This window comes from Paracoccus limosus (assembly GCF_009711185.1).
GTDB classification, from domain to species: Bacteria; Pseudomonadota; Alphaproteobacteria; order Rhodobacterales; family Rhodobacteraceae; genus Paracoccus; species Paracoccus limosus.
On the sequence record NZ_WMIF01000003.1, the window covers coordinates 102,428 to 129,427 of the forward strand.

At 66.0% G+C, this 27,000-nt stretch carries 24 protein-coding genes; 12 read left to right on the plus strand and 12 right to left on the minus strand.

Annotated features, from left to right (window positions below; genetic code table 11):
- Positions 1-8: 8 nt before the first annotated feature.
- The 4 genes from tldD (at position 9) to GL279_RS03445 (ending at position 4,015) form a co-directional block, all read left to right on the plus strand.
- Positions 9-1,430, plus strand: a complete 1,422-nt coding sequence (gene tldD, locus GL279_RS03430; RefSeq protein WP_155063205.1) for a metalloprotease TldD — start codon at positions 9-11, stop codon at positions 1,428-1,430.
- Between the two features lie 91 nt (positions 1,431-1,521).
- The gene (dprA, locus tag GL279_RS03435; protein WP_155063313.1) at positions 1,522-2,805 is read left to right on the plus strand and encodes a DNA-processing protein DprA; all 1,284 of its coding nucleotides are present in this window, start codon (positions 1,522-1,524) and stop codon (positions 2,803-2,805) included.
- A 128-nt stretch (positions 2,806-2,933) separates the two neighbouring features.
- A complete protein-coding gene (locus tag GL279_RS03440; protein ID WP_155063206.1) occupies positions 2,934-3,563 on the plus strand; it encodes a LysE family translocator in 630 nt (209 codons plus the stop codon).
- Complete coding sequence (locus tag GL279_RS03445) at positions 3,560-4,015, plus strand: pyridoxamine 5'-phosphate oxidase family protein (protein WP_155063207.1); 456 nt, start codon at positions 3,560-3,562, stop codon at positions 4,013-4,015. Before GL279_RS03440 ends, GL279_RS03445 begins: the two co-directional genes overlap by 4 nt.
- 6 nt (positions 4,016-4,021) lie before the next feature.
- Here GL279_RS03445 and GL279_RS03450 read toward each other — a convergent pair whose 3' ends face one another.
- Together GL279_RS03450 and GL279_RS19355 are read right to left on the minus strand one after the other, a co-directional pair.
- Positions 4,022-5,230 (minus strand): acyl-CoA dehydrogenase, encoded by a 1,209-nt coding sequence (locus GL279_RS03450; protein ID WP_155063208.1) that lies wholly within the window; start codon positions 5,228-5,230, stop codon positions 4,022-4,024.
- A gap of 109 nt (positions 5,231-5,339) precedes the next feature.
- Entirely contained in the window at positions 5,340-6,443 is a 1,104-nt protein-coding gene (locus GL279_RS19355; protein ID WP_246175117.1) for a hypothetical protein, read from the minus strand.
- Between GL279_RS19355 and GL279_RS19360 the strand changes: the two genes are divergently transcribed.
- Positions 6,411-7,880: an OmpA family protein gene (locus GL279_RS19360; RefSeq protein ID WP_246175118.1), complete on the plus strand. Its 1,470-nt coding sequence runs from the start codon at positions 6,411-6,413 to the stop codon at positions 7,878-7,880. The genes GL279_RS19355 and GL279_RS19360 overlap by 33 nt on opposite strands.
- 64 nt (positions 7,881-7,944) lie before the next feature.
- On the opposite strand, the gene phoB is transcribed toward GL279_RS19360, so the two are convergent.
- From phoB to aroC, 7 genes are all read right to left on the minus strand, one after another.
- A complete protein-coding gene (gene phoB, locus GL279_RS03460) occupies positions 7,945-8,634 on the minus strand; it encodes a phosphate regulon transcriptional regulator PhoB (RefSeq protein WP_155063210.1) in 690 nt (229 codons plus the stop codon).
- Between the two features lie 2 nt (positions 8,635-8,636).
- Complete coding sequence (gene phoU, locus GL279_RS03465) at positions 8,637-9,359, minus strand: phosphate signaling complex protein PhoU (protein ID WP_155063211.1); 723 nt, start codon at positions 9,357-9,359, stop codon at positions 8,637-8,639.
- Between the two features lie 13 nt (positions 9,360-9,372).
- On the minus strand, positions 9,373-10,170 hold the full coding sequence (pstB, locus tag GL279_RS03470; RefSeq protein ID WP_155063212.1) for a phosphate ABC transporter ATP-binding protein PstB: 798 nt from the start codon (positions 10,168-10,170) through the stop codon (positions 9,373-9,375).
- 21 nt (positions 10,171-10,191) lie between these two features.
- Positions 10,192-11,544 (minus strand): phosphate ABC transporter permease PstA, encoded by a 1,353-nt coding sequence (gene pstA, locus GL279_RS03475; RefSeq protein ID WP_155063213.1) that lies wholly within the window; start codon positions 11,542-11,544, stop codon positions 10,192-10,194.
- On the minus strand, positions 11,541-12,731 hold the full coding sequence (pstC, locus tag GL279_RS03480) for a phosphate ABC transporter permease subunit PstC (RefSeq protein ID WP_155063214.1): 1,191 nt from the start codon (positions 12,729-12,731) through the stop codon (positions 11,541-11,543). The genes pstA and pstC overlap by 4 nt, the downstream gene beginning before the upstream one ends.
- A 68-nt stretch (positions 12,732-12,799) precedes the next feature.
- A complete protein-coding gene (locus GL279_RS03485; protein WP_155063215.1) occupies positions 12,800-13,831 on the minus strand; it encodes a substrate-binding domain-containing protein in 1,032 nt (343 codons plus the stop codon).
- A gap of 186 nt (positions 13,832-14,017) precedes the next feature.
- The gene (gene aroC / locus GL279_RS03490; protein WP_155063216.1) at positions 14,018-15,118 is read right to left on the minus strand and encodes a chorismate synthase; all 1,101 of its coding nucleotides are present in this window, start codon (positions 15,116-15,118) and stop codon (positions 14,018-14,020) included.
- Positions 15,119-15,304: 186 nt separating this feature from the next.
- On the opposite strand from aroC, the gene GL279_RS03495 reads away from it, so the two are divergent.
- Entirely contained in the window at positions 15,305-17,572 is a 2,268-nt protein-coding gene (locus GL279_RS03495) for a calcium-binding protein (RefSeq protein WP_170293913.1), read from the plus strand.
- Positions 17,573-17,672: 100 nt separating this feature from the next.
- On the opposite strand, the gene GL279_RS03500 is transcribed toward GL279_RS03495, so the two are convergent.
- From GL279_RS03500 to GL279_RS03510, 3 genes are read right to left on the minus strand one after another with little or no spacing between them, the layout of a single operon-like run.
- Entirely contained in the window at positions 17,673-18,617 is a 945-nt protein-coding gene (locus tag GL279_RS03500; RefSeq protein ID WP_155063218.1) for a 5-oxoprolinase subunit C family protein, read from the minus strand.
- Positions 18,614-19,294 (minus strand): 5-oxoprolinase subunit B family protein, encoded by a 681-nt coding sequence (locus GL279_RS03505; protein ID WP_155063219.1) that lies wholly within the window; start codon positions 19,292-19,294, stop codon positions 18,614-18,616. The genes GL279_RS03500 and GL279_RS03505 overlap by 4 nt, the downstream gene beginning before the upstream one ends.
- Positions 19,291-20,055: a LamB/YcsF family protein gene (locus GL279_RS03510; RefSeq protein WP_155063220.1), complete on the minus strand. Its 765-nt coding sequence runs from the start codon at positions 20,053-20,055 to the stop codon at positions 19,291-19,293. Before GL279_RS03510 ends, GL279_RS03505 begins: the two co-directional genes overlap by 4 nt.
- Positions 20,056-20,195: 140 nt before the next feature.
- Here GL279_RS03510 and GL279_RS03515 point away from each other — a divergent pair, with 140 nt between their 5' ends.
- The 6 genes from GL279_RS03515 (at position 20,196) to lon (ending at position 26,991) form a co-directional block, all read left to right on the plus strand.
- Positions 20,196-21,173, plus strand: a complete 978-nt coding sequence (locus GL279_RS03515) for a bile acid:sodium symporter family protein (RefSeq protein WP_155063221.1) — start codon at positions 20,196-20,198, stop codon at positions 21,171-21,173.
- Positions 21,174-21,266: 93 nt separating this feature from the next.
- Positions 21,267-21,719 (plus strand): hypothetical protein, encoded by a 453-nt coding sequence (locus GL279_RS03520; RefSeq protein ID WP_155063222.1) that lies wholly within the window; start codon positions 21,267-21,269, stop codon positions 21,717-21,719.
- A gap of 1 nt (position 21,720) precedes the next feature.
- Entirely contained in the window at positions 21,721-22,779 is a 1,059-nt protein-coding gene (locus GL279_RS03525) for an immunoglobulin domain-containing protein (RefSeq protein WP_155063223.1), read from the plus strand.
- Positions 22,776-24,029, plus strand: coding sequence for a hypothetical protein (locus GL279_RS03530; RefSeq protein ID WP_155063224.1), 1,254 nt, complete (start codon positions 22,776-22,778; stop codon positions 24,027-24,029). Before GL279_RS03525 ends, GL279_RS03530 begins: the two co-directional genes overlap by 4 nt.
- A 110-nt stretch (positions 24,030-24,139) precedes the next feature.
- On the plus strand, positions 24,140-24,340 hold the full coding sequence (locus tag GL279_RS03535) for a CsbD family protein (RefSeq protein ID WP_155063225.1): 201 nt from the start codon (positions 24,140-24,142) through the stop codon (positions 24,338-24,340).
- 233 nt (positions 24,341-24,573) lie between these two features.
- Complete coding sequence (lon, locus tag GL279_RS03540) at positions 24,574-26,991, plus strand: endopeptidase La (RefSeq protein ID WP_155063226.1); 2,418 nt, start codon at positions 24,574-24,576, stop codon at positions 26,989-26,991.
- The last annotated feature ends 9 nt before the right edge of the window (positions 26,992-27,000 follow it).

Below are 27,000 nucleotides of genomic sequence, written 5' to 3' on the forward strand. Positions count from 1 at the left end.
ACTTTCGGATGAGCGACGCGGCGTTTTCCCCCTTTGAATCGCATCTGGATCGCGACCGCACCCTGGCGGTGCTGCAAGGCGCGCTGGCCGGTGCCGACGATGGCGAGCTGTTCCTTGAGCGTTCGCGCGCGGAAACGCTGGTGTTTGACGATGGCCGGCTGCGCACCGCCAGTTATGACGCAGAGCAGGGTTTCGGCCTGCGCGCCGTGCGCGGCGAAGTGACCGGCTATGCCCATTCCACCGAGATCGACGAGGCTGCATTGCGCAAGGCCGCCGAAACCGTGCGTCTGGCGGTGGGCGACGGTGGCGGCACGCTGGCCCTGCCGCCGCATGGGGCGATCACGCCGCTTTATGCGCCGATCGACCCGGCCGCAGGCGTCAGCTTTGCCGCCCGCGTCGCGCTTTTGCGCGAAATCGACGCCTTTGCCCGCGATCTGGACCCGCGCGTGGTGCAGGTTTCGGCCAGCATCTCGACCTCGGTGCAAGAGGTGGCGATCCTGCGCCCCGAGGGCGGGCTTTCGACCGACATCCGGCCGATGGCGCGGATCAATGTCTCGGTCATCGTGGAATCGAACAGCCGCCGCGAATCGGGCAATGCCGGCGGCGGCGGGCGGGTGGCGCTGGACGGGCTGATCGCGCCCGAACATTGGCAGGCCCAGGTGCGCGAGGCGCTGCGCATCGCGCTGGTCAACCTGCGCTCGGTCCCCGCCCCCGCAGGGGTGATGGATGTGGTGCTGGGCCCCGGCTGGCCGGGGATCTTGCTGCACGAGGCCGTGGGCCATGGGCTTGAAGGCGATTTCAACCGCAAGGGGCATTCGGCCTTTGCCGGGCTTCTGGGCAGCCGCGTGGCGGCGCCGGGGGTGACGGTGATCGACGATGGCACCATTCCCGACCGGCGCGGCTCGATCTCGGTCGATGACGAGGGCACGGCGCCGGCCCGCAACGTGCTGATCGAGGACGGGATTCTGGTCGGCTATATGCAGGACCGCCAGAACGCGCGGCTGATGGGGGTCGAGCCGACCGGCAACGGCCGCCGGCAAAGCTATGCCCATGCGCCGATGCCGCGCATGACCAATACCTTCATGCTGCCGGGGACCGACGATCCGGCCGCGATCCTGTCGGGGCTGGATGACGGCATCTATGCCGTGGGCTTTGGCGGCGGTCAGGTCGACATCACCAACGGCAAGTTCGTGTTTTCCTGCACCGAGGCCTATCGGGTGAAAAATGGTCAGGTCGGCGACCCGATCCGGGGCGCCACGCTGATCGGCGACGGCGCCACCGCGCTGCAACAGATCCGCGCCATCGGCAATGATCTGGCGCTGGATCCGGGCATCGGCAATTGCGGCAAGCAGGGACAATGGGTGCCGGTGGGCGTGGGCCTGCCCTCGCTGATGATCGGCGGGCTGACGGTGGGCGGCTCGGCCGCCTGACGGCACCCGGCCCGTCGCGGCTGGCTAACCGAATCTTAACCATTGCCGTGCCATCACCGGAATCGCGGATGAGGCAAGGATATCGGCAATGATGGCAAGACCGCTTTCTCTCGACCCCGACCACCACGCCTTCAGGGTGCAAGCGGACGGATTCGCCATCCTGCGCCTCATCCGCTCGCGCCGGGTCGGGCCTGCGACCTTTCACCGGCTGCTGGCCGAACATGGCAGCGCCGGCGCGGCGCTGGCGGCGCTGCCCGATATCGCCCGCGCCGCCGGGATCGAGGATTATGCCCCCTGCCCCGCCGGCGTCGTCGAGGCCGAGATCGAGGCCGGAACCCGCGCCGGCGCCCGGCTGATCGCCTGGGGCGATGCCGATTACCCGGCGCAACTGCGCGAAATCGCCGAAGCGCCGGCGGTACTGTGGGTGCGGGGCAATGCCACAGTGCTGCAACACCTGCCGGTGGCGGTGGTGGGGGCACGCAATGCCTCGTCGCTGGGGCTGCGCATGGCGCGCGGCATGGCGCAGGGTCTGGCGCAATCGGGCGCGGCGGTGATCGCAGGGCTTGCGCGCGGCATCGACACCATCGCGCATGAAACCAGCCTGCCCAGCGGCACCATCGCCGTCATGGCCGGCGGCATCGACATGATCTATCCCAGCGAGAATGCGGCGCTGGCCGAGGCGATCTGCGACACCGGCCTGCTGATCACCGAACAACCGCCGGGGACCGAGCCGGTGGCACGGCATTTCCCGGCGCGCAACCGCATCATCTCGGGCCTGTCGCGCGCGGTGGTGGTGATCGAGGCCGCGCATCGCTCGGGCAGCCTGATCACCGCCAAGGCGGCGCTGGATCAGGGCCGCGAGGTGATGGCGGTGCCGGGCCATCCGATGGACGCCCGCGCCGCCGGCTGCAACGCCCTGATCCGCGACGGCGCGCTTTTGGTGCGCAATTCGCAGGACGTGCTGACCGCCCTGCAAAGCAATGGCGCCCCCGCCGAGGCGCCGCACGCCCAGCCCCAGCCCGAGGCGGCGCCCAGCCCGGCCGCTACAGCGCCAGCCGCCACAGCGCCAGACCGCGCGCGCCGGCTGCAACCGGCCGCCGTCGCCCGCCGCATGGCGGAACTGGGCCACCGGATCGCCGGCAACCTGCCCTCGGCCCGGCAGCCCCCGACGGTGCGCCCTGCACAGGGTGGCCCCGCCAATCTCGAGGCCCGGATCCTCGCCCGCCTCAGCCCCAGCCCGACCGAGGAAAACATGCTGATCCGCGATCTGGGCCTGCCCGCCGCCGCACTGGCCCCGGCCATCCTGTCGCTGGAACTGGCCGGCCGCGTCCGCCGCCTCGCCGGCGGCCGCATTGCGCTGACCGAGGGTGGGTGAAGGGGGGGCGTCAATGGTGCGGCAATAGGCAAGGCTTTTCCGGACGGGTGATGACCTTTCGGACGGTCGCGGCCTTGGCGAAATCGCGCATTCGACATAGCATGAGGTGACGATAATGGAGGCTGGACATGCCCATGGAAATTGCCGTCGTCACGACGGTTTTGTTTCTCTACGCCGCTATCGTCATCAGTCCGGGGCCGAACTTTGCCCTTATTTCCCGTTTGGCAATTTCCGGGGCAAGGCAAACCGCGACCGGGGCAACGGTTGGCCTTGCCTGCGCCGCAACGCTCTATGCGGTCCTCAGCATGTCCGGTCTTGCCCTTCTGCTGACCCGCATCGGCTGGCTGGCCGGGGTGATACAGATCAGCGGCGGCCTGTTTTTGGTCTATCTCGGCGTCAGGGCTTGGCTGAACCGTCCAGCCGCCGCCAACGCAGATGGCAGATCGATCATGCAGGACAGTTTTTCCCGAGGTTTACGCCTTGGTCTGCTGGTCAATCTGAGCAACCCCAAGGGGATTGCATTCTTTATCAGCCTATATGCAGCGACCATTCCGCTGGACACCTCGCTCGCGGCCAGACTCGCAATCCTCAGCGGGGGATTTGCACTGGAAATCCTGTGGTATGGTCTGGTCGTCCGACTGCTGTCCACCATGCCGGCGCGCGCGGCCTACAGGCGGTTCGGCATCTGGATCGAGCGGGTCACCGGAACATTCCTCGTGCTGTTTGGCCTCCGCCTCATTTTCGAGAAGCGGACATGACCAGCAGATTGAATGGCAAGGAACAGGCGGTTCTGTGTTGGTTGGCGACTGTGGATCCTCACAATCGGCCGAACGTCTCACCCAAGGAAATCTACGCCGAAGCCAGCGCAAACCGGCTGGTGATCGCCGATATCGCCTCGGGGCGGAGCGTCAGGAACATTCTGGTGAATCCTGCGGTCTGCGTCAGTCTGATCGACATTTTCCTGCAACGCGGACGCAAGCTGGAAGGCATGGCGGAAATCATTGCGCCCGACCACCCGAGTTTCGCGCCCCTGGTGGCCCCGCTGTTGGAAAAGACAGGCGGCGCATTTCCGATCCGCCACATGATATCAGTCAATGTTGAACGATCATCGCCCATTCTTGCGCCAAGCTATCTGTTGTTTCCCGACCGCAGCGAGGCTGAACTACGCACGAACGCCTATCGCAGCTATGGCGTGCGACCGATCCGATAACACCCCTCACCCAAAAGCCTGCAACCCGGTGATGGCGCGGCCAAGGATCAGGCCATGCACGTCATGGGTGCCCTCATAGGTGTTCACCGTTTCCAGGTTGACCATGTGCCGCATGACCTGAAATTCCTCGGAGATGCCGTTGCCGCCGTGCATGTCACGGGCGGCGCGGGCGATGTCCAGCGCCTTGCCGCAATTGTTGCGTTTGATCAGAGAGATCATCTCGGGCGCGGCCTCGGCCTGATCCATCAACCGCCCGACCTGCAGACAGGCCTGCAGGCCCAGCGTGATCTCGGTCAGCATATTGGCCAGCTTCAACTGGTAAAGCTGCGTCGCCGCCAGCGGGCGGTTGAACTGCTTGCGGTCCAGCCCATAGCCGCGCGCCGCCGACAGGCAGAACTCGGCCGCGCCCATCACCCCCCATGCGATGCCGTAGCGGGCGCGGTTCAGGCAGCCGAACGGGCCCTTCAGCCCCTCGACGCCGGGCAGAAGCGCGTCCTCGGGCACTTCGACATCCTGCAGGACGATCTCACCGGTGATCGAGGCGCGCAGGCTGAGCTTGCCGCCGATCTTGGGCGCCGTAAGGCCCTTCATGCCCTTTTCCAGCACAAAACCGCGGATCTTGCCGCCATGCGCCTCGGATTTGGCCCAGACGACGAAAACATCGGCGATCGGCGCGTTCGAGATCCACATCTTGGCGCCGTTCAGCACATAGCCGCCGTCCACCTTGCGGGCCGTGGTCTTCATCCCGGCGGGGTCAGAGCCCGCATCGGGCTCGGTCAGGCCGAAACAGCCGATCAGCTCGCCCGCCGCCAGTCCCGGCAGGTATTTGCGCCGCTGCGCCTCGGAGCCATAGGCAAAGATCGGATACATCACCAGACTGGACTGGACCGACATCATGCTGCGATAGCCGGAATCGACGCGCTCGACCTCGCGCGCGATCAGGCCATAGGCGACATAAGAGGCGCCGATGCCGCCGTATTCCTCGGGGATGGTGACACCCAAAAGCCCCATCTCGCCCATTTCGCGAAAGATGGCGGGGTCGGTATATTCGTCACGAAAGGCGGCAATGACGCGCGGTTGCAGGCGGTCCTGCGCATAGGCGCGGGCGGCGTCGCGCAGCATCCGCTCTTCTTCGGTCAGCTGGCCGTCCAGCCGCAACGCATCGGCCCAGTCGAAATGCGCAAGTCCGGGTGCGTCCTTTGGTTTCAGTGCCATGGCTGATCTCCTGTCCCTGCGGCACCGGGGCGGCTGTGGCATGGGCGGATTTCCTCCACCTCACCTGCCGTTCACGCGCTTGTTCAGGAACCCCGCACGCCGAATATGGTTATGAAACGAGCATATTCCCGCGTCCATCGGAAAAGGAACCGAAATGCGTCGCATCCTCAAGGCCACCACCACCATCGTGACCAGCATTTCGCTGGTCCTGCCGCAGATCGCTGCGGCACAGGTGCAGGATGGCTCGAATGTCGAGCAGCTTTTGCTGCAAAAGAAGAAGCGCGAAGAACAGAAACAGCAGCAGCAGGAACAGCGGCAGCCAAAGAAACAGGCAGAGCCGCGCCAGCAGCCAGAGCCGCAGGCCCGACAGCAGCAGCCCAAGCCGCAACAGCGTGAGGCCGCGCCCGCGCGCCAGCAGCAGGAAAAGCCCAACCCCCGTCAGGCCCGCCAGCCGCAGGCCGAAGCGCCGCAGGGGCAACAGCAACCGACCCGCCGCCAGCAGGCCGAGCGTCAGCAGCCAGAGCGGCAGCAACAGGACCGGCAACAGCCCGCGCGCCAACAGCCAGAACGGCAACAACAGGACCGCCAGCAGCCCGAACGGCAGCAGCGCCCGCAACCCCAGCGCCAGCAGCAGGCCGAGCCGGGTGTCAAACCGGCGCCGCAGCGGGCTCAGACGCAAATGCAGGACCAGCAGCGCGAGCCTGAGCAGAACATGCGCAGAAAGCCGCAGCCCGGCCAGAACGGTCAGCCGCAGCCGGCGGCACGTCCCGCTGAGGCCGAGCAGCCGAACCGGCAGGCCGATACGCCGCGCCCGCAAAACAGCCAGCGCGACAGCCTGCGCGACGCGGTGACGGCGCGCGAGAACCCGCCGGTCGACAAGCCCGAGACGGCCCGTGGCGAGGTAAAGAAACCGCGCAACCCGCCGCCGGATGCCGCCGAGCTGAAACGCGAGATGGAACAGCGCGAGCGTCCGAACGCCGCGCCGCGCCCCGATGACGCCCTGCCGCCGCGCGCCCAGAACGGCAAGCCGCCGCGCCCGCAGGATCAGCAGGACCAGACCCAGCAGGATCAGGCGCAGCAGGGCCAAGCCCCCAAGGGCAAGCCGCAGCAGGGTCAGGCCCGGCAGGATCAGGCCCAACCGGGCCAACCGCAGCAAGGGCAGCCGCAACCCGGCGCGCCGTTGCCAGATCAGGCCCGCGATGGCCAGCCGCAAAACGGCCAGCAGCCGCCGCGTCAGGCCGGCGCCGACCAGCCGCAGAATGGCCAGCCCGGCAATGGCAAGGCCCAGCCCGCGCCGCGCCGCCTGACCGTCGATCAATTGAAACAGCAACTGCAGGCCGGCAAGGGTGAGGCCAGCCTGCCCGCCCCCGAGGCCAATGCCCGCGACAACGACGTTGCGCGCCGCGCCGCCAGCGCCGTGGCTGCTCCGGCTGCGGCCTTGGCCGCCGGTGCGGCCCAAGGTCAGGTCAGCGAGCGCAAGATCACCGCCCAGGATCTGCGCCGCTCGGATCAGGACTTCCGCAACCCGATCCGCGACAACGCCCCCCTCACCCCCGAGGACGGGCCGCGACGCGCCGAACTGGACCGGCAGGCCCGCGAATTGCGGCTGCAACGCCAGCGTCTGGAACAGGAGCGGCGCAACAACGATCGCGACGAGGAATGGATCGCCCTGCAACGGCGCGAGCGCGAGCTGGCCGAGGCCGAGCGTAACCTGAACCGCCGCGAACGTGATCTGGACCGCCGCGAGGCCCGTGGCGATGACCATGACGACCGTGGCAGCGACATCGCCAAGCTGTTGCTGGCGGGAGCGGCCGGCTTTGCGGTCGGCAAGCTCTTGTCGGGGAACCGTCAGGTCGCGCTGAACACCGGCGACCGCGCCGTGCTGACCCTGCCCGACGGCAGCCAGCAGATCGTGCGCGACGACAATGCGTTGCTGTATCAGCCGGGCTCGGACGTGCAGACCGAAACCTTTGCCGATGGCTCGACCCGTACCACCGTGCTGCGCGCCGATGGCAGCCGGGTGGTGACGATCCGCGATGCGGACATGAACATCCTGCGCCGCACGCTGATCCGTCCCGATGGCCGCGAAACCCGGCTGATCGCCGACAGTCAGGTGCGCCCGGTGCAGGTCTCGACCCTGCCGCCGCCGCAGCCGGTGCGCTATGCCGACCGGCCGTGGAGCGAAAGCGACCTGCGCAACGCGCTGCTTAGCGAAAGCGCTGCCGACCGCCGCTTTACCCTGACGCAGATCCGCGACATTCCCGAGGTCCGCTCGCTGGTGGCGCCGGTCAACGTGCCCGAGATCACCTTCGACACCGGCTCGGCGGCGCTCAGCTCGACCCAGGCCGAACAGCTGGCCACGCTGGGCAAGGTGATCCGCGATGCCGTGGACGCCAACCCCAACGAGATGTTCATGATCGAGGGCTATACCGACGCCGTCGGCTCGCCCGCCAGCAACCTTGCGCTGTCGGACCGGCGTGCCGAATCGGTGGCGCTGGCGCTGACCGAGTATTTCCAGGTCCCGCCGGAAAACATGGTCGTGCAGGGCTATGGCGAGCAGTTCATGCTGGTGCCCAGCAGCGGCGCCGAGCGTGAAAACCGCCGGGTCGCGGTGCGGCGCATCACCGATCTGCTGGAACAGAACAGCTGACATGAGGAAAGGCCGCGGCATTGCCCGCGGCCTTTTCCTTTCTCATCCCCCGTAAAGGCCGGCCCTAGCCCAGAGCATAGCCGGTGCCGCGCACCGTCCGCACCGGGTTGTCGCCGCCATTGGCCATCAGCGCCTTGCGCAGCCGGCCGACATGCACGTCGATGGTGCGGGTATCGACATAGATGTCGCGCCCCCAGACCCGATCCAGCAGTTGCTCGCGCGTCCAGACCCGGCCGGGCTTTTCCATCAGCGTGGACAGCAGCCGGAATTCGGTCGGACCCAGATGCAGCGGCAGGCCGCCGCGGAACACCCGATGTTCGCCCGCATCCAGAATGATGTCGGAAAAGCTGAGCCTTTCGCCCATCGAGGCCGGGCGGGTCCGGCGCAGCTGCGTGCGCAGCCGTGCCATCAATTCGACCACGGAATAGGGTTTGACGACATAATCGTCGGCGCCGGTTTCCAGCCCGCGCACCCGGTCCACCTCTTCGGACCGGGCCGACAGCATGATGATCGGGATCTGCCGCGTCGCCGGGTCGGCCTTGACCCGGCGGCAGATCTCGATGCCCGACACATTGGGCAGCATCCAGTCCAGCACGATCAGATCGGGCTGTTCCTCGGCCACCAGCAGCATCGCCTCATCGCCGTTTTCGGCCATGACCACGGAAAACCCTTCCGACTCGAGGTTGTATTTCAACACCTCGCGCTGCGCGCCCTCGTCCTCGACGACCAAAACACAGGGTTGCGCCTGGGCCATGATCAATCCTCGCCTTCGTTCAGGACCGCCCGGGTCAGGCTGTCGCTTTTCGGACGGTTGTCGTCGGGCAGCTCGCCGGTGGCCAGATAGATCACCTGCTCGGCGATGCCGGTGGCATGGTCGCCGACGCGCTCGATGTTCTTGGCGATGAAATGCAGATGCATGCAGGCAGTGATGTTGCGCGGGTCTTCCATCATATAGGTCAGGAATTCGCGGAACAGCGCGTTATACATCTGGTCCACTTCCAGATCGCGCTTGCGCACGTCCTCGGCCAGAGCGGCGTCGCGGTGGATATAGCTGTCCAGCGCGTCCTTCATCATGCCTTCGACGGTGACCGACATGCGGCGCAGCGCCATGCCCGAGCCCTCGACGGCGGGCATGTGCACCAGCACATGGCTGCGCTTGGCGATGTTCTTGGCGTAATCGCCCACGCGTTCAAGGATGGCCGAGATCTTGATGACGCTCAGCACGGTGCGCAGGTCGGTGGCGGTGGGTGCGCGCAGCGCGATCAGCCGCGCGGCCTCTTCGTTCACGCGCAGCTCAAGCTCGTCCACCGCCTTGTCGCGGCGGCGGACGTCCTCGGCCAGCTCCTCGTCGCGGGTTTCCAGCGCGATGGCAGCATCGTGCAGCGCGCTTTCGACCATCCCGCCCATCTTGACCACCAGCGCCTGGACGGTTTCCAGATCGCGGTCAAAGGCCGATGAAATGTGACGTTCGGTATTCATGCCTGTCCCCCAGTTAGCCGATGCGGCCCGAGATGTAGCTTTCGGTGCGCGGGTCGCGCGGCCGGGTAAAGATTTCGTCGGTGTCGCCATATTCGACCAGATTGCCCAGGTGGAAGAAGGCGGTTTTCTGGCTGACGCGGGCGGCCTGCTGCATCGAGTGGGTGACGATCACCACCGAGAATTCCGAGCGCAGCTTGTCGATCAGCTCTTCGACCTGACCGGTGGCGATGGGGTCGAGCGCCGAGCAGGGCTCGTCCATCAGCAGGACTTCGGGCTGGGTCGCAACGGCGCGGGCGATGCACAGACGCTGTTGCTGGCCACCCGACAGGCCGGTGCCCGGCTCGGACAGGCGGTCCTTGACCTCGTTCCACAGCGCGGCACCGCGCAGCGACTTCTCGACGATGTCGTCGAGTTCGGAGCGGCTGCGGGCCAGCCCGTGGATGCGCGGGCCATAAGCCACGTTGTCATAGATCGACTTCGGGAACGGGTTCGGCTTTTGGAACACCATGCCGACCTTGGCGCGCAATTGCACCGGGTCGACGCGCTTGTCGTAGATGTCTTCGCCATCCAGCGCGATCCGGCCCTCGACGCGGCAGATGTCGATGGTGTCGTTCATCCGGTTCAGGCAGCGCAGGAAGGTGGACTTGCCACAGCCCGACGGGCCGATGAAGGCGGTCACAGTCTTGTCGAGGATATCGACATCGACATCCTTGATGGCGTGTTTATCGCCGTAATAGACCTGCACCTTGCGGGCGGAAATCTTGTTCTCGGTCTGGCTCACGGCACGCTCCATGATACTCATGTCGTTCATTTTGGGGACTCCTCGCCGGGTTTACCAGCGGCGCTCGAACTTGCGGCGCAGGAAGATTGCAACGACGTTCATGCACATCAGCAGCACCAGCAGGACGATGATCGCCCCCGAGGCGCGCTCCATGAACGCAGGGTCGGCACGCTGGGTCCAGTTATAGACCTGAACCGGCAGGGCCGAGGCGGGATCGAACAGCCCCTCGGGCGGGGCGGCCGGGAAGTTCTTGACGAAGGCCACCATGCCGATCAGCAACAGCGGCGCGGTTTCGCCCAGTGCCTGCGCCAGACCCAGGATCACCCCGGTCAGGATGCCCGGCGTCGCCAGCGGCAGCACATGGTGGAACACCGACTGCATCTTCGAGGCCCCGACACCCAGCGCGGCGTCGCGGATCGAGGGCGGCACCGCCTTGAGCGCGGCGCGGGCCGGGATGATGATGCGCGGCAGCGTCATCAGCACCAGAACCAGACCGCCGACGATCGGTGCCGATTGCGGCAGATGGGCAAAGTTGATGAAGGCGGCAAGACCGAGGATCCCGAACACGATCGAAGGCACGGCAGCGAGGTTCGAGATATTGACCTCGATGATGTCGGTCCAGCGGTTCTTGGGGGCGAATTCCTCAAGATAGACGGCGGCGGCGACACCGATCGGCACGGCCAGCATCAGCACCACGAACATCATGTAGAGCGAGCCGAGGATGGCGATGCCCACGCCGGCGGCTTCGGGGCGCTGGTCAGAGGCGTCGGGATTGGTCAGGAAGGACCAGTTCCATTCCGTCGCCAGCAGATTCTGGCCCTTGAGCGCATCGGCCAGTTGCAGCTGCGCCACCGAGGTATTGGCATCGCGCGAGGCGCTGTCCATGCTGACGCGGCCCTTGTAATAGCCGTCGACCCGGCCGTTCACCAGCACGCGGGCGTCGATGGTGGTGCCGATCAGCTCGGGGTTGGCCAGCACCTGATTGCGCAGCTGCGCCGAGGCCTCTTTCGAGATCAGGTCGGCCGTGTCCTTGGCGCTCAGCCCCTCGATGGTGATGCCGTGCTGGGCGATGGCGGCCTGCAGCGACTGGTCGAGGATCTTGCCATAGGCCAGGGTCAGGACTTTTTTCAGCTCTTCGGGATTGCGCTGGCCGGACTTGTCCAGTTGCTGAGCGTCCAGCGTCACCGGGATTTCCAGATAGGTCTGGCGAAAGGCGCCAAGACCGCCGGAAAAAATGGTGATCAACAGCATCAGCAGGCACAGGATCGACACTGCGATGGCGGCAAGGCCATAGCCGCGGAAACGGGCCTCGGCGGCGTTGCGCTTGCGGGTGCGCTCGTCAAGGACCAGCAGCGAGCCCGACTGCGCCGGCTGATCGGCGGCGGTGAAGGTTGCGTCGGTCATTCGTACTGCTCCCGGTATTTACGCACGATGTAGAGGGCGAAGACGTTCAGCGCGAGCGTGACGGTGAAAAGCGTGATGCCCAGTGCAAAGGCCACCAGCGTCTCGGGCGCGGCGAAGTCGGTGTCGCCGGTCAGCTGGCTGACGATCTTGACGGTGATCGTCGTCATCGCCTGGAACGGGTTCACGCTCATCTGTGCGGCGGCACCGGCGCCCAGCACCACGATCATCGTCTCGCCGATGGCGCGCGAGGCGGCCAGCAGGATGGCGCCGACGATGCCGGGCAGCGCGGCGGGCAGCACGACCTTCTTGATGGTTTCGGACTGGGTCGAACCCAGACCCAGCGCGCCGTCGCGCAGGCTTTGCGGCACGGCGTTGATGATGTCATCGGAAAGCGAGCTGACAAAGGGGATCAGCATGATGCCCATGACCAGACCCGCCGTCATCACCGACGAGCCCGAGCTGCCAAGCCCCAGAGGCTGGGCGAAATAGTCGCGCAGCAGCGGCCCGATGGTGATCAGGGCGAACAGGCCGTAGACGATGGTCGGGATGCCGGCCAGCACCTCGATCGCGGGCTTGGCAAAGCTGCGCAGCTTGGGCGAGGCGTATTCGGACATGTAGATCGCCGCGAACAGCCCGATCGGGATCGAAACCGCCAGCGCGATCAGCGAGATATACATGGTGCCCCAGACCAGCGGCACGATGCCCAGCTGCGAGCCACCGCCAAAGCGGGGCGACCAGGTGGTGCCGAACAGGAAATCCTGCCAGGGGTATTGCCGGAAGAAGTTGCCGGTTTCGAACAGCATCGACAGCACGATGCCCAGCGTCGTCATGATGGCGATGCACGAGCACAGGATCAACAGGCCGCGCACGAAGGCTTCGACCGCATTGCGGGCACGGAACTCGGCCGAGCTGCGCATCAGCGACACGCCCAGACCGACCGCAGCCAGCAGCAGCGCGACGCCGGCCAGCAGCGGGCGGCTGACCTGCGGCTGGAAGAAGGTCCAGATGGCAATCAGGAACAGGGCCGGAACGGCCGTGTAAAGGGCAATGTTCCAGCCGTAATAGCTGGGACGGGAGTGCAGTTTGCGACTGTCACCGGCGACCTCGGCAAGCACGCGCTTGCGGCCGACGAATGAACCGGCAACCGCCAGGACCAAGATGAGCAGCAGGATCCAGGAGACGGGCATGTGAGCCTCAGGTCGATGGAACAGGGAAAAAGGCGCGGGACCGTCAGGATCCCGCGCCCATGAGGATATTATTGGGCGATGGTGGTTTCGTCAGCCACGGCCTTTTGCGTCGCCGCCAGTTCGGGGTCGGCAACCAGACCATAGGTGGCCAGCGGGCCCGACGGGCCGGCGATCTCGTCCGAAACGAAGAACTCGGCGAATTCCTTCAGGCCGGGAACCGAACCGATGTGCTGTTTCTTGACGTAGAAGAACAGCGGGCGCGACACCGGGTATTCACCCTTGGCGATGGTCTCGGTCGAGGGGAGCACGCCGCTCATGGTGGCGACCTTCAGCTTGTCGGTGTTGTTTTCGTAGAAGGCCAGACCAAAGACGCCGATGCCGTTCTTGGCCGACTGGATGCGGGCCAGGGTTTCGGTGTAGTCGCCGTCCACGTCGACCGACTTGCCGTCGGTGCGCAGCGCCATGCAGTCCTCGGCGGCTTTCTTGTCGTCAGCGCCGGCGGCTTTCAGGGCGTCCTCGGCACCGGCTTCCTTGCAGCCGGCGTGGATGACTTTTTCCTCGAAGACTTCGCGGGTGCCGTGCTTGGTGCCGGGCACGAAGGCCAGGATTTCCTGGTCGGGCAGATCGGCGCGGATCTCGCTCCATTTGGTGTAGGGGTTCGGCACCATCTTGCCGTCCTTGAGCACATTCGCGGCCAGCGCGTTGTACCAGTCGGCCGGGGTGAAGGCGAAGTCCTTGCCCGAGATGTCGCTGGCAAAGACGATGCCGTCATAGCCAAGGCGCACTTCCATGATCTCGGTAACGCCGGCGGCCTTGCAGGCAGCCTTTTCCGAATCCTTGATCGGGCGCGACGAGTTGGCGATGTCGATGGTGTTGTCCGCCACGCCTTCGCAGAATTTCTTCAGGCCGGCCGACGAACCGCCCGATTCCACGACCGGAACCGGGAAATCGCTGTTTTCGCCGAAGGCTTCGGCGGCGATGGTGGCATAGGGCAGCACGGTGGACGAGCCGGCGACCTGGATCTGGTCGCGGGCAGCAGCAAACGTCGCCGAAGCGGCGATCATGGCCAGCGCCGACACGGCGAGCTTTGCGGATTTCATAGGATCACTCCTGACATTTCCATGGGGCCTTCAGCGGCCTGTCGTTCGCATAAGGACCGAACGTGACGCTTATGCGTAATGAATATGACAGTCGTGCGACAATCGCCGGCCGGGGCGGAACTTGCGCCGCAAGGCCGCGCCGATCCGTCCCGGTCTATGGTGTTGCGGCCCCGAGGGCCGGCCGGATCAGCCGATGCGACCGCGCTGGCCGCCGGTCTGGGCGCGGTCCAGCAGCAGGTGGTCCAGAATCACGCAGGCCGCCATCGCCTCGCCAATCGGCACGGCGCGGATGCCGACGCAGGGGTCGTGCCGGCCCTTGGTGATCAGCTCGATTTCCTCGCCCTTCTGGTTGATGGTGCGGCGCGGCGTCAGGATCGAGCTGGTCGGCTTGACCGCGAAACGCACCACGATGTCCTGCCCGGTCGAGATGCCGCCCAGAATGCCGCCGGCATGGTTCGACAGATAGCGCGGCCCGTTATTGCCCATGCGGATCTCATCGGCGTTCTGGACCCCGGTCAGGGCGGCAGCCGCCATGCCCTCGCCGATCTCGACGCCCTTGACGGCGTTGATCGACATCATCGCGGCGGCCAGATCGGTGTCGAGCTTGCCATAGACCGGCGCGCCAAGGCCGGGCGGGCAGCCCTGGATCAGCACCTCGATAGCGGCGCCGACGCTGTTCTGATCCTTGCGGATGGCGTTCAGATAGTCCTCCCAGACCGGCACCGCCGCGGCATCGGGCAGGAAGAACGGGTTGTTGCCGATCTCGGCCGCGTCGAAATTCGCCCGATCCAGATGCAGGCTGCCCATCTGCACCATATAGCCGGTGATCCTGAGCCCCGGCACCAGATCGCGCAGCACCGCTTGCGCCACGCCCCCCGCCGCGACCCGGGCCGCGGTTTCGCGCGCGCTGGAGCGCCCGCCGCCGCGATAGTCGCGGATGCCGTATTTCAGGTGATAGGCGATGTCGGCATGGCCGGGGCGAAAGGCCTGCGCGATCTCGCCATAATCCTTGCTGCGCTGGTCGGTGTTCTCGATCATCAGCTGGATCGGCGTGCCGGTGGTCTTGCCCTCGAAGACGCCCGACAGGATGCGGACCTGATCGGGTTCCTGCCGCTGGGTGGTGAATTTCGAGGTGCCGGGGCGGCGGCGGTCCAGAAACTGCTGGATCCATGCCTTGTCCAGCGCCACGCCGGGCGGACAGCCATCCACAGTCGCACCCAAGGCCGGCCCATGGCTTTCGCCCCAGGTTGTGAACGTAAAGACGCGGCCGAATGTGTTGCTGCTCATGCTGCCCCCTTTTGCCTCTGCGATAGCCGCGCCGGCGCATTCAGGCAATGGAAAATGCCGGTGCCAAGCGGCATCCCGCGCCACCTGAACGAACCAGTTCACACCCTATTCACGCCCCGGCGCGAGAGTCCGGGACGGGGCCCCAGGGCGACCCCTGTCGTGTTCACGATTTCACAGGAGGAAACGATGGCCTACAATTACATATACGGCACCACGGGCAACGACTCGCTGGTCGGCGGCAGCGGCGATGACGCCATCTATGCCTATGCCGGCAACGACACGCTTTTTGGCAATGCCGGCAACGATTACCTTTTTGGTTACGATGGCGACGATTACGTCAATGGCGGCAGCGGCAATGACTACATCACCGGGGATGCCGGCAACGATTACCTGATCGGCGATTCGGGCGTCGACACGATCTATGGCGGCACCGGCAGCGACACGCTGGTCTCGACCGGCTACGGCTATTACTCGGCCGGGGCGGACAATGATGCCGTCTATGCCGGCAGCGGCGGCGGCGAGACGCTGGACGGCGGCGACGGCAACGACTGGCTGTATACCTACAGCTTCAACGGCGACTATCTGGTGAACCTCGCCACCGGCGCCACCAATTACAGCTTCGAAAGCTTTACCAATTTCGAGAATGTCTACACCGGCGACGGCAATGACACGATCTATGGCACCACCGGCGCCAACTATATCTACAGCAACTCGGGCAACGACCTGATCAGCGGCGGCGATGGCAATGATACGCTGTCCGGCGGGCTGGGCGATGACACGATTTATGGCGGGGCCGGCAACGACTACCTCTATGGCAGCGACGGCAACGACTATCTCTCGGCGGGGACCGGCACCGACACGGTCTATGCCGGGGCCGGAAATGACACGCTCAGCTCCAGCGGCTATGGCGTCTATTACGCCGAAGGGGGCGACGATCTGGCCTATGCCGGGGTGGGCGGCGGCGAGACCATCGACGGCGGCACCGGCAATGACTTTCTTTATACCTATGCCTGGAGCGGTGACTATCTGGTCAATCTCTCCACCGGCGCCACCAATTACAGCTACGAAAGCTTTACCAACTTCGAGAGCGTCTATTCCGGCACCGGCAATGACACGCTGCTGGGCACCGACGGCGCCAACAGCATCTTTGGCAACAGCGGCAATGACAGCATCCTCGGGCTGGGCGGCAACGACTATATCGAGGGCGGCGATGGCAATGACACCATTCTGGCCGGCACCGGCGTCGATACGGTCTGGGGCTTTGACGGCAACGATTCCATCACCTCGTCGGGCTATGGCGAATATTACGGCGGCAACGGCAATGACACGATCTATGCCGGCAATGGCGCAGGCGAGACCATCGACGGCGGCGCCGGCATCGACTGGCTGAACACCACCTCGTGGAATGGCGATTACGTCGTCAACCTGACCACGGGCGCCACCAACTGGAGCGGCGAATATTTCATCAATTTCGAGCATCTGTTGACCGGCAGCGGCAGCGACACCCTGACCGGCACCGACGGCAACAACCTGATCGGCGCCAATCTGGGCAATGACGTCATCTATGGGCTGGGCGGCAATGACACGCTGTTCGGCTCGCTCGGCAATGACTATCTGTCGGGCGGAGATGGCAATGACTCGCTTTCGGGCGGGCAGAACAACGACACGCTGCTGGGTGGCAACGGCAATGACACGCTGGACGCCGTCTCGGGCAATGACGTGGCCTATGGCGAGGCGGGCAACGACCTGCTGCTGTCCTCGGGGGCGGGGCAGTATTTCGGCGGCACCGGCAATGACACGATCCGCAGCGTCACCGGCACGGCCGAGACCCTGTCGGGCGGCGACGGGGTGGATCTGGTCGATACCAGCGGCTTCTCGGGCAATTTCAGCCTGAACCTGACCAGCGGCGCGACCAACAAGGCGGGTGAGCTGATCATCGGCTTTGAAAACGCCACGCTGGGCGCTGGCAGCGACACGCTGACCGGCTCGGCGGGGGCCAACCTGCTGAACGGCGGTGGCGGGCATGACCGCATCAGCGGCATGGCCGGCAACGACACTTTGATCGGCGGCGCGGGCAACGACACGCTGATCGGCGGTGCCGGAACTGATTCGCTGATCGGGGGCGCGGGCGCGGATGTGTTCCGTTTCAACCTCGTCAGCGACTCGCCTGCGGCATGGGACGTGATCTCGGGCTTTGACGGCATCGGTGTGGCGGGCGGCGACCGCATCGACCTGTCCGCAATTGACGCCAATACACTTATCGCAGGAAATCAATCCTTTACCTTCAACGGCACGACCGCTGGCGGTGCCGGAACCTGCTGGCTGCAGAATTCTGGCAGCGACACTTTGTTGCGTGTTAACGTCGATGGTGACGCTACGGCAGAAATGACGTTCCGCATTCTCGACGGCGGCGCAATTGCAGGGCAATATGCGGCGGTAGACTTCATATTGTGACAGTTGTCCGCCGTGCTTGTGGTGGGGTGCGGCAGGGCAACTTTGGAGGGCGCGGGCCGGAGACACCCGCGCCCTTTCCATTTTTCCGGCGGCGGGGGCCCTAGCTGCGGGCCAGCAATGCCAGCCGTTCTTGCCAATGCCGGGCCGTCAGCGCCGCCGTGCGCGCCAGCGCAACCGCCTGCTCGGGCGTCACGGCGCGAAATCCCAGTGCATCGCCCGGCCGCAACTGCACGAAACCGTCCAGATCACAGTCAAGCACGGTGGCGATCTTGGGATAGCCGCCGGTGGTCTGGTGATCGGCCAGAAGCAGCGTCGCAACCCCGTCGCCCGCAACCTGGATCGAGCCGCGCGACACCGGCCCCGAGGGCATGTCCAGAACCGCGTCGGGCGCGATGCGTGGCCCGTCCAGCCGCACGCCCATACGGTCGCCCGCGCCGGTCACGCGCCATGGTCCGGCAGTCAGCCGCGCCAGCGTCTCGGGGGAAAAGAACCGCTGCTGCGGGCCCAGCGTGACATGCAGCCGCCCGCGCGGCCGGGCCTGCACGGGACAGGGGATCAGGCAGGGATCGCGCGGCGCCGGATCGGCGATTTCGATACGGTCTCCCCGGCTGATCCGCCCGCCGCCAAAGCCCGAAACCCAATGCGTGGCCGCGCTGCCCAGCCATTCGGGGCTTTGCAGCTGCCCGGCAAAGGCAAGATAGCACCAGCTGCCCCAAGGCCCGCGCCGGATCGCCAGCCGCTCGCCCGCGCGCAGGGTGGCGAGGCTCCATGAGCCCAGACGGCGCCCGGCATGTTCGGCGATGAAACCGCCGCCGGCCAGCGCAAAGCCGACCTCGCCGGACAGGCATTCCAGATCCAACCCCGCCAGCGATACCTCGATGCCGGGGGCGCCGGCCGGATTTCCCAGCGCCAGATTGGCGGCGGCAAAGGCGCCCCGGTCCATCGGACCCGAACGCGGCACGCCATAGCGCATCAGCCCCGGCCGGCCGGCATCCTGCACCGAGACCAGCGGCCCTGCCGCGACCACCGACAGCACCGCCGTCATGGCCGCGCCTCGAAGACCGCGCGCGGGATGCGGCGGAACCGCACCCGGTCGCCCACATCGAACAGGAACGGCCGCTGCGGATCGCCGGTCAGGATGCGTGTGGGCGAGCGGCCGATGATCCACCAGCCGGTCGGCATGGTCAGGGTCGAGACCAGACATTGCGGCCCGGCAATCAGCACGCTGCCGGCAGGCACATCGCGACGGGCGGCAGGCTTGCGCGGCAGGCGGATCGGCTGCGGCACGCCGGCCATATAGGCGTAGCCGGGGGCAAAGCCATACATATAGACCCGGTAATCACCCGCGAGATGCGCCGCGATCACCGCTTCGGGGGTCATGCCGGCGGTCCGGGCGACCTCGGCCAGATCGGGGGCAAGATCCTGATCATAGCAGACCAGAACCTCGCGCGTGGTGCCGGGGCCGGTGGCCGATGGCCGGTCCAGCAGGCCGCGCGCCCCCGCCTCGACCGCGGCATGGTCGGTGCACAGGGGATCAAAGCGGATCAGCAGCGCGGCATAGCTGGGCACCGTCTCGACCAGACCGGGCAGCGGCGCCAGCGCCAAGGCCCGGTCCAGATCGAGCACGCGGGCATGGATGGCATCGTCGATCCGGTCGCCGAACTCGACCAGCAGGCTGTGTTCGGCAATCGGGGCAAAGACGGGAAAGCCGCGATCCGTCATCGCGCCGCAAGAAAGGGGGCAATGGTGACACCGGCCGCGGTCAGGCGCTGGCGCAGCAGGCCAGCCATGGCCACGGCCGCCGGATTGTCGCCATGGATGCAGATGGAATCGGCCGCAAGCGGGATCGCGCTGCCATCGGTGGCCGGCATCAACCCGCTGTCCAGAAAGGCCAGCAGGCGGCGGGCCACCGTCTCGGGGTCGTGCAGGACCGCGCCGGGCAGGTCGCGCGGCGCCAGCCGGCCATTGGGCAGATAGCCCCGGTCGGCGAAGATTTCCGAAAACACCGCCAGCCCGGCGGCGCGGGCTGCAAGCTCAAGCTCGGTGCCCGAGATCGCCAGCACCGCCAGCTGCCCCGGCAGGGCCGCGACCGCCGCGACGATGGCCTCGGCCACCGGCCGGTCAGCGGCGGCAAGATTGGCCAAGGCGCCATGCGGCTTGACATAGCGCAGCTCGGCGCCCGCCAGCGCGGCCACGCCCTGCAGGCTGCCGACCTGCGCGGCAATCATCCGGCCGATCAGGGCGGGCGTCATCGGGATGATGCGGCGGCCAAAGCCCTCGCGGTCGGCATAGCCGGGATGTGCGCCGATGGTGACGCCGCGCGCCGCGGCCGCCCGCAGCGTGGCAAACATCGTCTCGGGGTCGCTGGCATGGCCGCCGCAGGCGATATTGGCCGAGCTGACCAGATCCAGCATGGCCGCGTCATCGCCCATCGCCCAGGGGCCGTAAGCCTCGCCCAGATCAGAGTTCAGGTCCATCCGCATCGCCCCCCGGCATTCGCTGGCCCGGACTATGCCCCCTGCCCCGCCCCGGCCGCAATAGGGCGGCGGTTGCGCCGGCCGCCACCCTTGCCCTGCGGGCGGTTTCGTATGACAAGGCTGCAACACGCAGAAGGACAGGCCGGATGAAACAGCTCGCGCGGATCGGGATCGACGGCTACATGCTGCTCTTGATACTGACCGGGACTCTGGGGGTCGTGCTGCCGGCGCGCGGCATCGCGGCCGATGTGCTGGGCAATGTGACCTTCTGGGCGGTGACGCTGCTGTTCTTTCTTTACGGCGCCAAGCTGGACGCGGCCTCGGTCCGGGCGGGGATGCTGAACCTGAAGCTGCAGGGCCTGACCTTTCTGTGCACCTATCTGCTGTTTCCGGTCATCGGTCTGCTTCTGGTCGCGATCTTTGGCCGCGTGCTGGGCCCCGAGATGGCCATGGGCATCCTGTTTCTGTCGGTGCTGCCCTCGACCGTGCAAAGCTCGATCGCCTTCACCTCGATCGCGGGGGGCAATGTGCCGGCGGCGATCTGCGCGGCCTCGCTGTCCAATCTGGCCGGCGTCGTGCTGACGCCGCTGCTGGTCAGCAAGCTGTTGCATCTGGAAAGCGGCGGCGGGGTCAGTCTGGAGGCGGTGGAAAAGATCGGCGTCCAGATCCTGCTGCCCTTCATCCTTGGTCAGCTGATGCGGCCGCTGATCGGCACCCTTGTCCAGCGCCACCGTTTCCTGACCATGCTGGTCGATCGCGGCTCGATCCTGCTGATCGTCTATGCGGCCTTCAGCTCCAGCACCACCTCGGGGCTTTGGGCCGATATTCCGCTGGCGAGCATGGCGCTGAGCTTTGGCGTGGTGGTGGTGTTTCTGGCGGTGGTCATGTGTTCGACCAGCCTGACCGCGCGGCTGTCGGGCATGGGGCGCGCCGATGAGATCGTGCTGTTCTTTTGCGGCTCGAAGAAAAGCCTCGCCAGCGGGCTGCCGATGGCCACGGCGATCTTTCCGGCCGCGACGCTGGGCGCCACCGTGCTGCCGCTGATGATGTATCACATGCTGCAATTGCTGGTCTGTTCGGTCATCGCGCAAAAGCTGGCGCGCCGCGTGGCGCGGGCGGGATAGCCCCTCCGGCGCGCGTTGCTTGCCCTCTGACGGCAACCCCAGGGTTTTGCCCCGATAATGGGCGCAACATCATTGGAGTCGCAGGAGCAAGTCATGCCGAACAAAGCCACAGTCCGGGGCGTCCTCGTGGACGCGACGCTGGCGCCCATCGCCGAGGGCAAGATCGTCGCCACGCTGAACGGGTCGGATATCTTCGACAACGGCATCCGCATCGTCACCCAGAAGGTCGAGGCGACCACCGACGTGCAGGGCCAATGGACCATGTCGCTGATCGTCAATGCCGAGGGCGACAATGCCGCCACCAGCTGGTCGATCGAGGGTTACAACCAATATGTGACCAAGGTTTTCGAGGTGAAGTCGCTGTTCATCGCGACCAGCCTTGCGACCTCGCTGGGCGATCTGGAAAAGACCAGCGCCCAGAACCTGAAGGCGGCACGGGACGGCAGCGTCTCGCGGCTGATTCTGGTGGACAGTTTCGCCGAATATGCCGCCCTGCCCGAAGCGCAGAAGCGCGGCAACGACATCGTGCTGGTCAAGGAGGCCTGAGATGGGGGTCACGCTTTACGGCGACATCAGCCCGGCCACCTTCAAGGGGCTGGCCGCGGCCTATTTCGGCAATACGCCCGTCAAACTGTGCGATGCCGGCGGCACGCCGGTCGTGGGGGCGACCCCGGCCGTCGCGCCCGCCATCCAGCGCCAGCCCAGCATCCTGCCCGCCACCGCCGGCATCGGCGACAGCGTGACGCTGGATCTGGGCGCGGCCTCGGGCACGCCTGCCCCGGTCGCCAGCTGGGATTTCACGCTGGACGGCGCCTCGATCAAGGGCCGGCTGGACAGCGGCGCCATGACCATGGAACTGGCCGAGGCCGGCAGCTATGCGCTGACCGTGACCTGGGCCAACAGCGCCGATGCGGTCGAGGCCACGCCGGCCAGCCTGCTGGTCAAGAAGGACGAAACGCCCACGACCCCCGCCATCGACTATGCCCGCGTCGCGCTGGCCTATGTCGATGCCGCCAGCAGCTTTTCCGGCAGCGCCACGGATGTCACCGCGATCACCGCCACCGGCACCGGCGGCTATGTCTTTGCCAAGGCCGGCAGCGGCACGGCGATCCAGCGCAGCGAGGCCGGTTTCGTCTTTGGCGACGGCGCCTATGTCCAGACACAGGTGCTGAGCAACCAGCCGACCACCGATGGCCTGTTCGTCGTGGTCGATGTGACGCTGAGCAGCTATGGCAGCAACGTCGGCCAGCTGATCGACGGCACGGGCATCAACCTGAAGCTGCGCAACAGTGCCGGCGCGATCCAGGCGCTGGGGCCGGTTTCGGGTCAGGGCGCGCTGGCGCTTGGCACGGTCAGCTATGGCAACCGCATTCTGATCGGCGGCCAGATCGACGACGTGCTGGACCTGCTGCGCGGCATCAACACCTCGGGCGCGGTGGTGTCGGCGCCGCATAGCGGGCTGACCGATCCGCTGCCGACGCGCTTTACCACCGGGCGCTATGTCAAGGGCACGCTGCACCGGCTGGTCATCATCGGCCGCGCCGAAGGGCAGGACTGGCCGGTGACGCTGGAGCAGGTCTTTGCGGATTTTCGGCGGGGGGAGTGACGGCCCCCCGGCCTTCCGTCACATCGCTGGACATCCTGCCGGTCTATGGCCAATCCGAAAACCGCTCGTCCGAGGCGGTGGCGCTGTCGCAGGCGCTGGATGCCACGGCGCCCGGACAGATCCATTACACCTTTGGCATGGTCACCGAGGCCGGGCGCCCGGTGGACAGTTCGGGCGCGGGCTGGGGCGGCAGCAGCATGGCTGCCATCGACCAGACCCATCCCGCGCAGGGCTTTGCCCCGGCGGCGGGGCTGGGGCGGGTGTCGCCGGCATTTACGCTGCAATTCTGCCGCGCCGCGCGGTGGCGGGCGGCGGGCCATCCCGAACAGGGCGCGATCATCGGCGATCACGGCTATGGCGGCCGCTATATCAACGAATGGCGCCGCGATGACGCCAGCCCCATCGGCCGCAACCAGCAGTTCTGGATGCGTGAAAGCAAGCGGCTGGCCGACGGTTTCGGCATCGCGATCCGCTGTCCCTATGTCTATCTGTTCCAGGGCTCCTCGGCCAAGGACCAGCCCGGCGCCGTCTATCGCGCCGATTTCAACGTGGCGCATGGCGAGACGGTGGCGCTGGCGACCGAGCTTTTCGGTGTGGCACCGCAGCTGGTCGTGGTCGTCAACGGCGCGGATGTGAACACCATCGGCGATGTCTATGCCACGCCCGGCGTGCAATATCGCATCGCGCTGGATTACGGCGGCATCATCGCCACATGGCAGCGGATCTATCCGATCAACGACCAGAACGCCCATGTCGATCCCGACGCCAAGCTGTTGATCGGCGAGACCTCGGACTGGGCGATTTCCGAGGTCGAGGCGGGCCGGCCGTGGAACATCACCTATGGCGTAGAGAAATCCGGCAGCGACGTGATCGTGCGCTTTGCCCTGCGTCCGGGCGAGACGCTGATGCAGCGCGCCAGCCTTTACGACGCCTTTGGCGGCGCCGGCACCTGCGCCGATTTCGGCTTCGAGGCCGATGGCGGCATCAGCAGCGTCACGCCCGATTTCGCCGGCAACAGCGTGCGGCTGACGCTGGCCTCGGCCTCGGCGCGCTGGCTGCGCTTTGCCCATCAGGTGCAGGATTGCTACGCGCTGACCGATGCCGGCGGCTATACCATGTCGGCCCATCGCACGACACTGTTTGCCAGCGAGACGCGGGCCAGCCGGCTGGTCCCGGGCCAGGCGCTGTGGCGGGCGCTGCCGGGATTCCGGGGCAGTTTCGCCGGCGACAGCTTTCAGCCCGAGGCCTGAGATCCGGGCCTGCCGCCCGCGGCAGGCCCCTTTCGGTCGGAACCCTGCCCCGGCCCCGGCGTTGGTCCGGTGTAGAACGCAACATCAACCGACAACGGAAGGGATGTGCCATGAACTGGGATATCATCGAAGGCAAGTGGAGCCAGCTCAAAGGCGCCGTGAAGGAAAAATGGGGCGACCTGACCGACAATGACCTGACCGAGATGGACGGCAAGCGCGACAAGCTGCAGGGCAAGCTGCAAGAGAAATACGGCTGGACCAAGGAAGAGGCAGAACGCCGGGTGGATGACTTCTTCAAGGACAAGCTTTAGTCTGGGCCCGAATCTGGTTCCGATTCATCGACCGGAAACCATTGAACTGATATATTGAGGGCATCTGGCGGCACCCCGGCCTTTGCGGGGTGCCTTTCGTCATGTCCGGGGGAACGGTTTGCGCGCCAAAGAGTCATTGAACACCAGCCTTTCCCTACCTATCTTTGTGACAAGCAGGGGACCCGTGCTGCCGATCCCGGGGCCGCGTCTCTTGGCGAGAAAGGACTGATTCCATGAACGAATTCGCCCAAACCACCCATCCGGTCCTGCCGCTGCGGGATATCGTGGTGTTTCCGCACATGATCGTGCCGCTCTTTGTAGGGCGCGAGAAATCGGTGCGGGCGCTTGAGGCCGTGATGGAACAGGATCGCCCGATCCTGCTGGCCGCGCAAAAGGACGCCGCCGTGGACGAGCCGTCTGCCGACGGCATCTTCCTGACCGGCGTGCTGGCCAATGTGCTGCAACTGCTCAAACTTCCCGATGGCACCGTCAAGGTGCTGGTCGAGGGGCGCGAGCGCGTGCAGATCACCGGCTTCGTGCCGAATGACGAATATTTCGAAGCCCGCTCCGAGCCTCTGGCCGAGGTCGAGGGCGATGCCGACACCCGCACCGCGCTGACCCGTGCTGTTGCCGAAGAGTTCGAGCGCTACGTCAAGGTGCGCAAGAACATCCCCGAAGAGGTCGTCTCGGCGGTCGCCGAAGCGCGCGAGCCTGCCCGTCTGGCCGATCTGGTCAGCGGCCATCTGGGCATTGCGCTGGACAAGAAACAGGAACTGCTTGAGACCCTCGACACCGCCGAGCGGCTGGAGAAGGTCTATGGCCTGATGCAGGGCGAAATGTCCGTGCTGCAGGTCGAGAAGAAGATCAAGTCGCGCGTCAAGACCCAGATGGAGAAGACCCAGCGCGAATACTATCTGAATGAGCAGATGAAAGCCATTCAGAAGGAACTGGGCGATGGCGAGGATGGCTCGAACGAGCTGACCGAGCTGGAAGAAAAGATCGCCGCGACCAAGTTCAGCAAGGAGGCCCGTGAAAAGGCCGAAGCCGAGCTGAAGAAGCTGAAGTCGATGTCGCCGATGTCGGCCGAAGCGACGGTCAGCCGCAACTATCTCGACTGGCTGCTGAGCCTGCCGTGGGGCGTGAAATCGCGCACCCGCAAGGATCTGGCCAAGGCCGAGGAAGTGCTGGACGCCGATCACTATGGTCTGGAAAAGGTCAAGGAACGCATCGTCGAGTATCTGGCGGTGCAGAACCGTTCGGCCAAGCTGAAAGGTCCGATCCTGTGCCTCGTCGGCCCTCCGGGCGTGGGTAAAACCTCGCTGGGTCGGTCGGTGGCCAAGGCCACGGGGCGCGAATTCATCCGCATCAGCCTGGGCGGCGTGCGCGACGAATCCGAGATCCGCGGCCACCGGCGGACCTATATCGGCTCGATGCCCGGCAAGATCATCCAGGCGCTGAAAAAGGCCAAGACCACCAACCCGCTGATCCTGCTCGATGAGATCGACAAGATGGGGCAGGATTTCCGCGGTGACCCGGCCTCGGCGATGCTGGAGGTGCTGGATCCCGAACAAAACGCGACCTTCGTGGACCACTATCTTGAGGTGGAATACGACCTGTCGAACGTGATGTTCGTGACCACGGCCAATAGCTACAACATGCCCGGGCCCCTGCTGGACCGGATGGAGATCATTTCTCTGGCCGGTTACACCGAGGACGAAAAGCGAGAGATCGCCCGCCAGCACCTGCTGCCCAAGCAGATTACAGCGAACGGCCTGCGCAAAGGCGAATTCTCGGTGACGGACGAGGCGCTGACCCATGTGATCCGCTATTACACGCGGGAAGCCGGGGTGCGGTCGCTGGAGCGTGAGATCGCGAAACTGGCCCGCAAGGCCGTGACCGAGATCCTGAAGGGCAAGGTCAAGTCCGTCGAGGTGACCCCGGCCAAGGCCGAGGAATATCTGGGCGTGCGCCGCCACCGTTATGGTCTGGCCGAAAAGGACGATCAGATCGGCGTGGTGACGGGTCTGGCCTGGACTCAGGTCGGCGGCGATCTGTTGCAGATCGAGGCGCTGAAATTGCCGGGTAAGGGCCGGATGAAGACGACCGGGAAACTGGGCGAGGTGATGAAGGAATCGATCGACGCCGCATCGAGCTATGTGCGCTCGATTGCGCCGCAGATCGGGGTCAAGCCGACCAAGTTCGACACGATCGACATCCACGTCCACGTCCCCGATGGCGCCACCCCCAAGGACGGCCCCTCGGCCGGTCTGGCGATGGTGACCTCGATCGTCTCGGTGCTGACGCAGATCCCGGTCCGCAAGGACATCGCCATGACCGGCGAGGTCAGCCTGCGCGGCAACGCCATGGCCATCGGCGGGCTGAAGGAAAAACTGCTGGCCGCGCTGCGTGGCGGCATCAAGACCGTGCTGATCCCGGTCGATAACGAAAAGGACCTGGCCGACATCCCGGCCAACGTCAAGGAAGGGCTCAAGATCATCCCGGTCAGTCATGTGCGCGAGGTTCTCAAGCACGCGCTGGTGCGGGCGCCCGAGCCCATCGAATGGGACGAGGCTGCCGAAGAGGCGGCCGAGGCCAGCCGGCTGGCTGCCGCCAGAGAGCAGGCCGCCGGCAGCACGACGGTCGCCCATTGACACAGACCG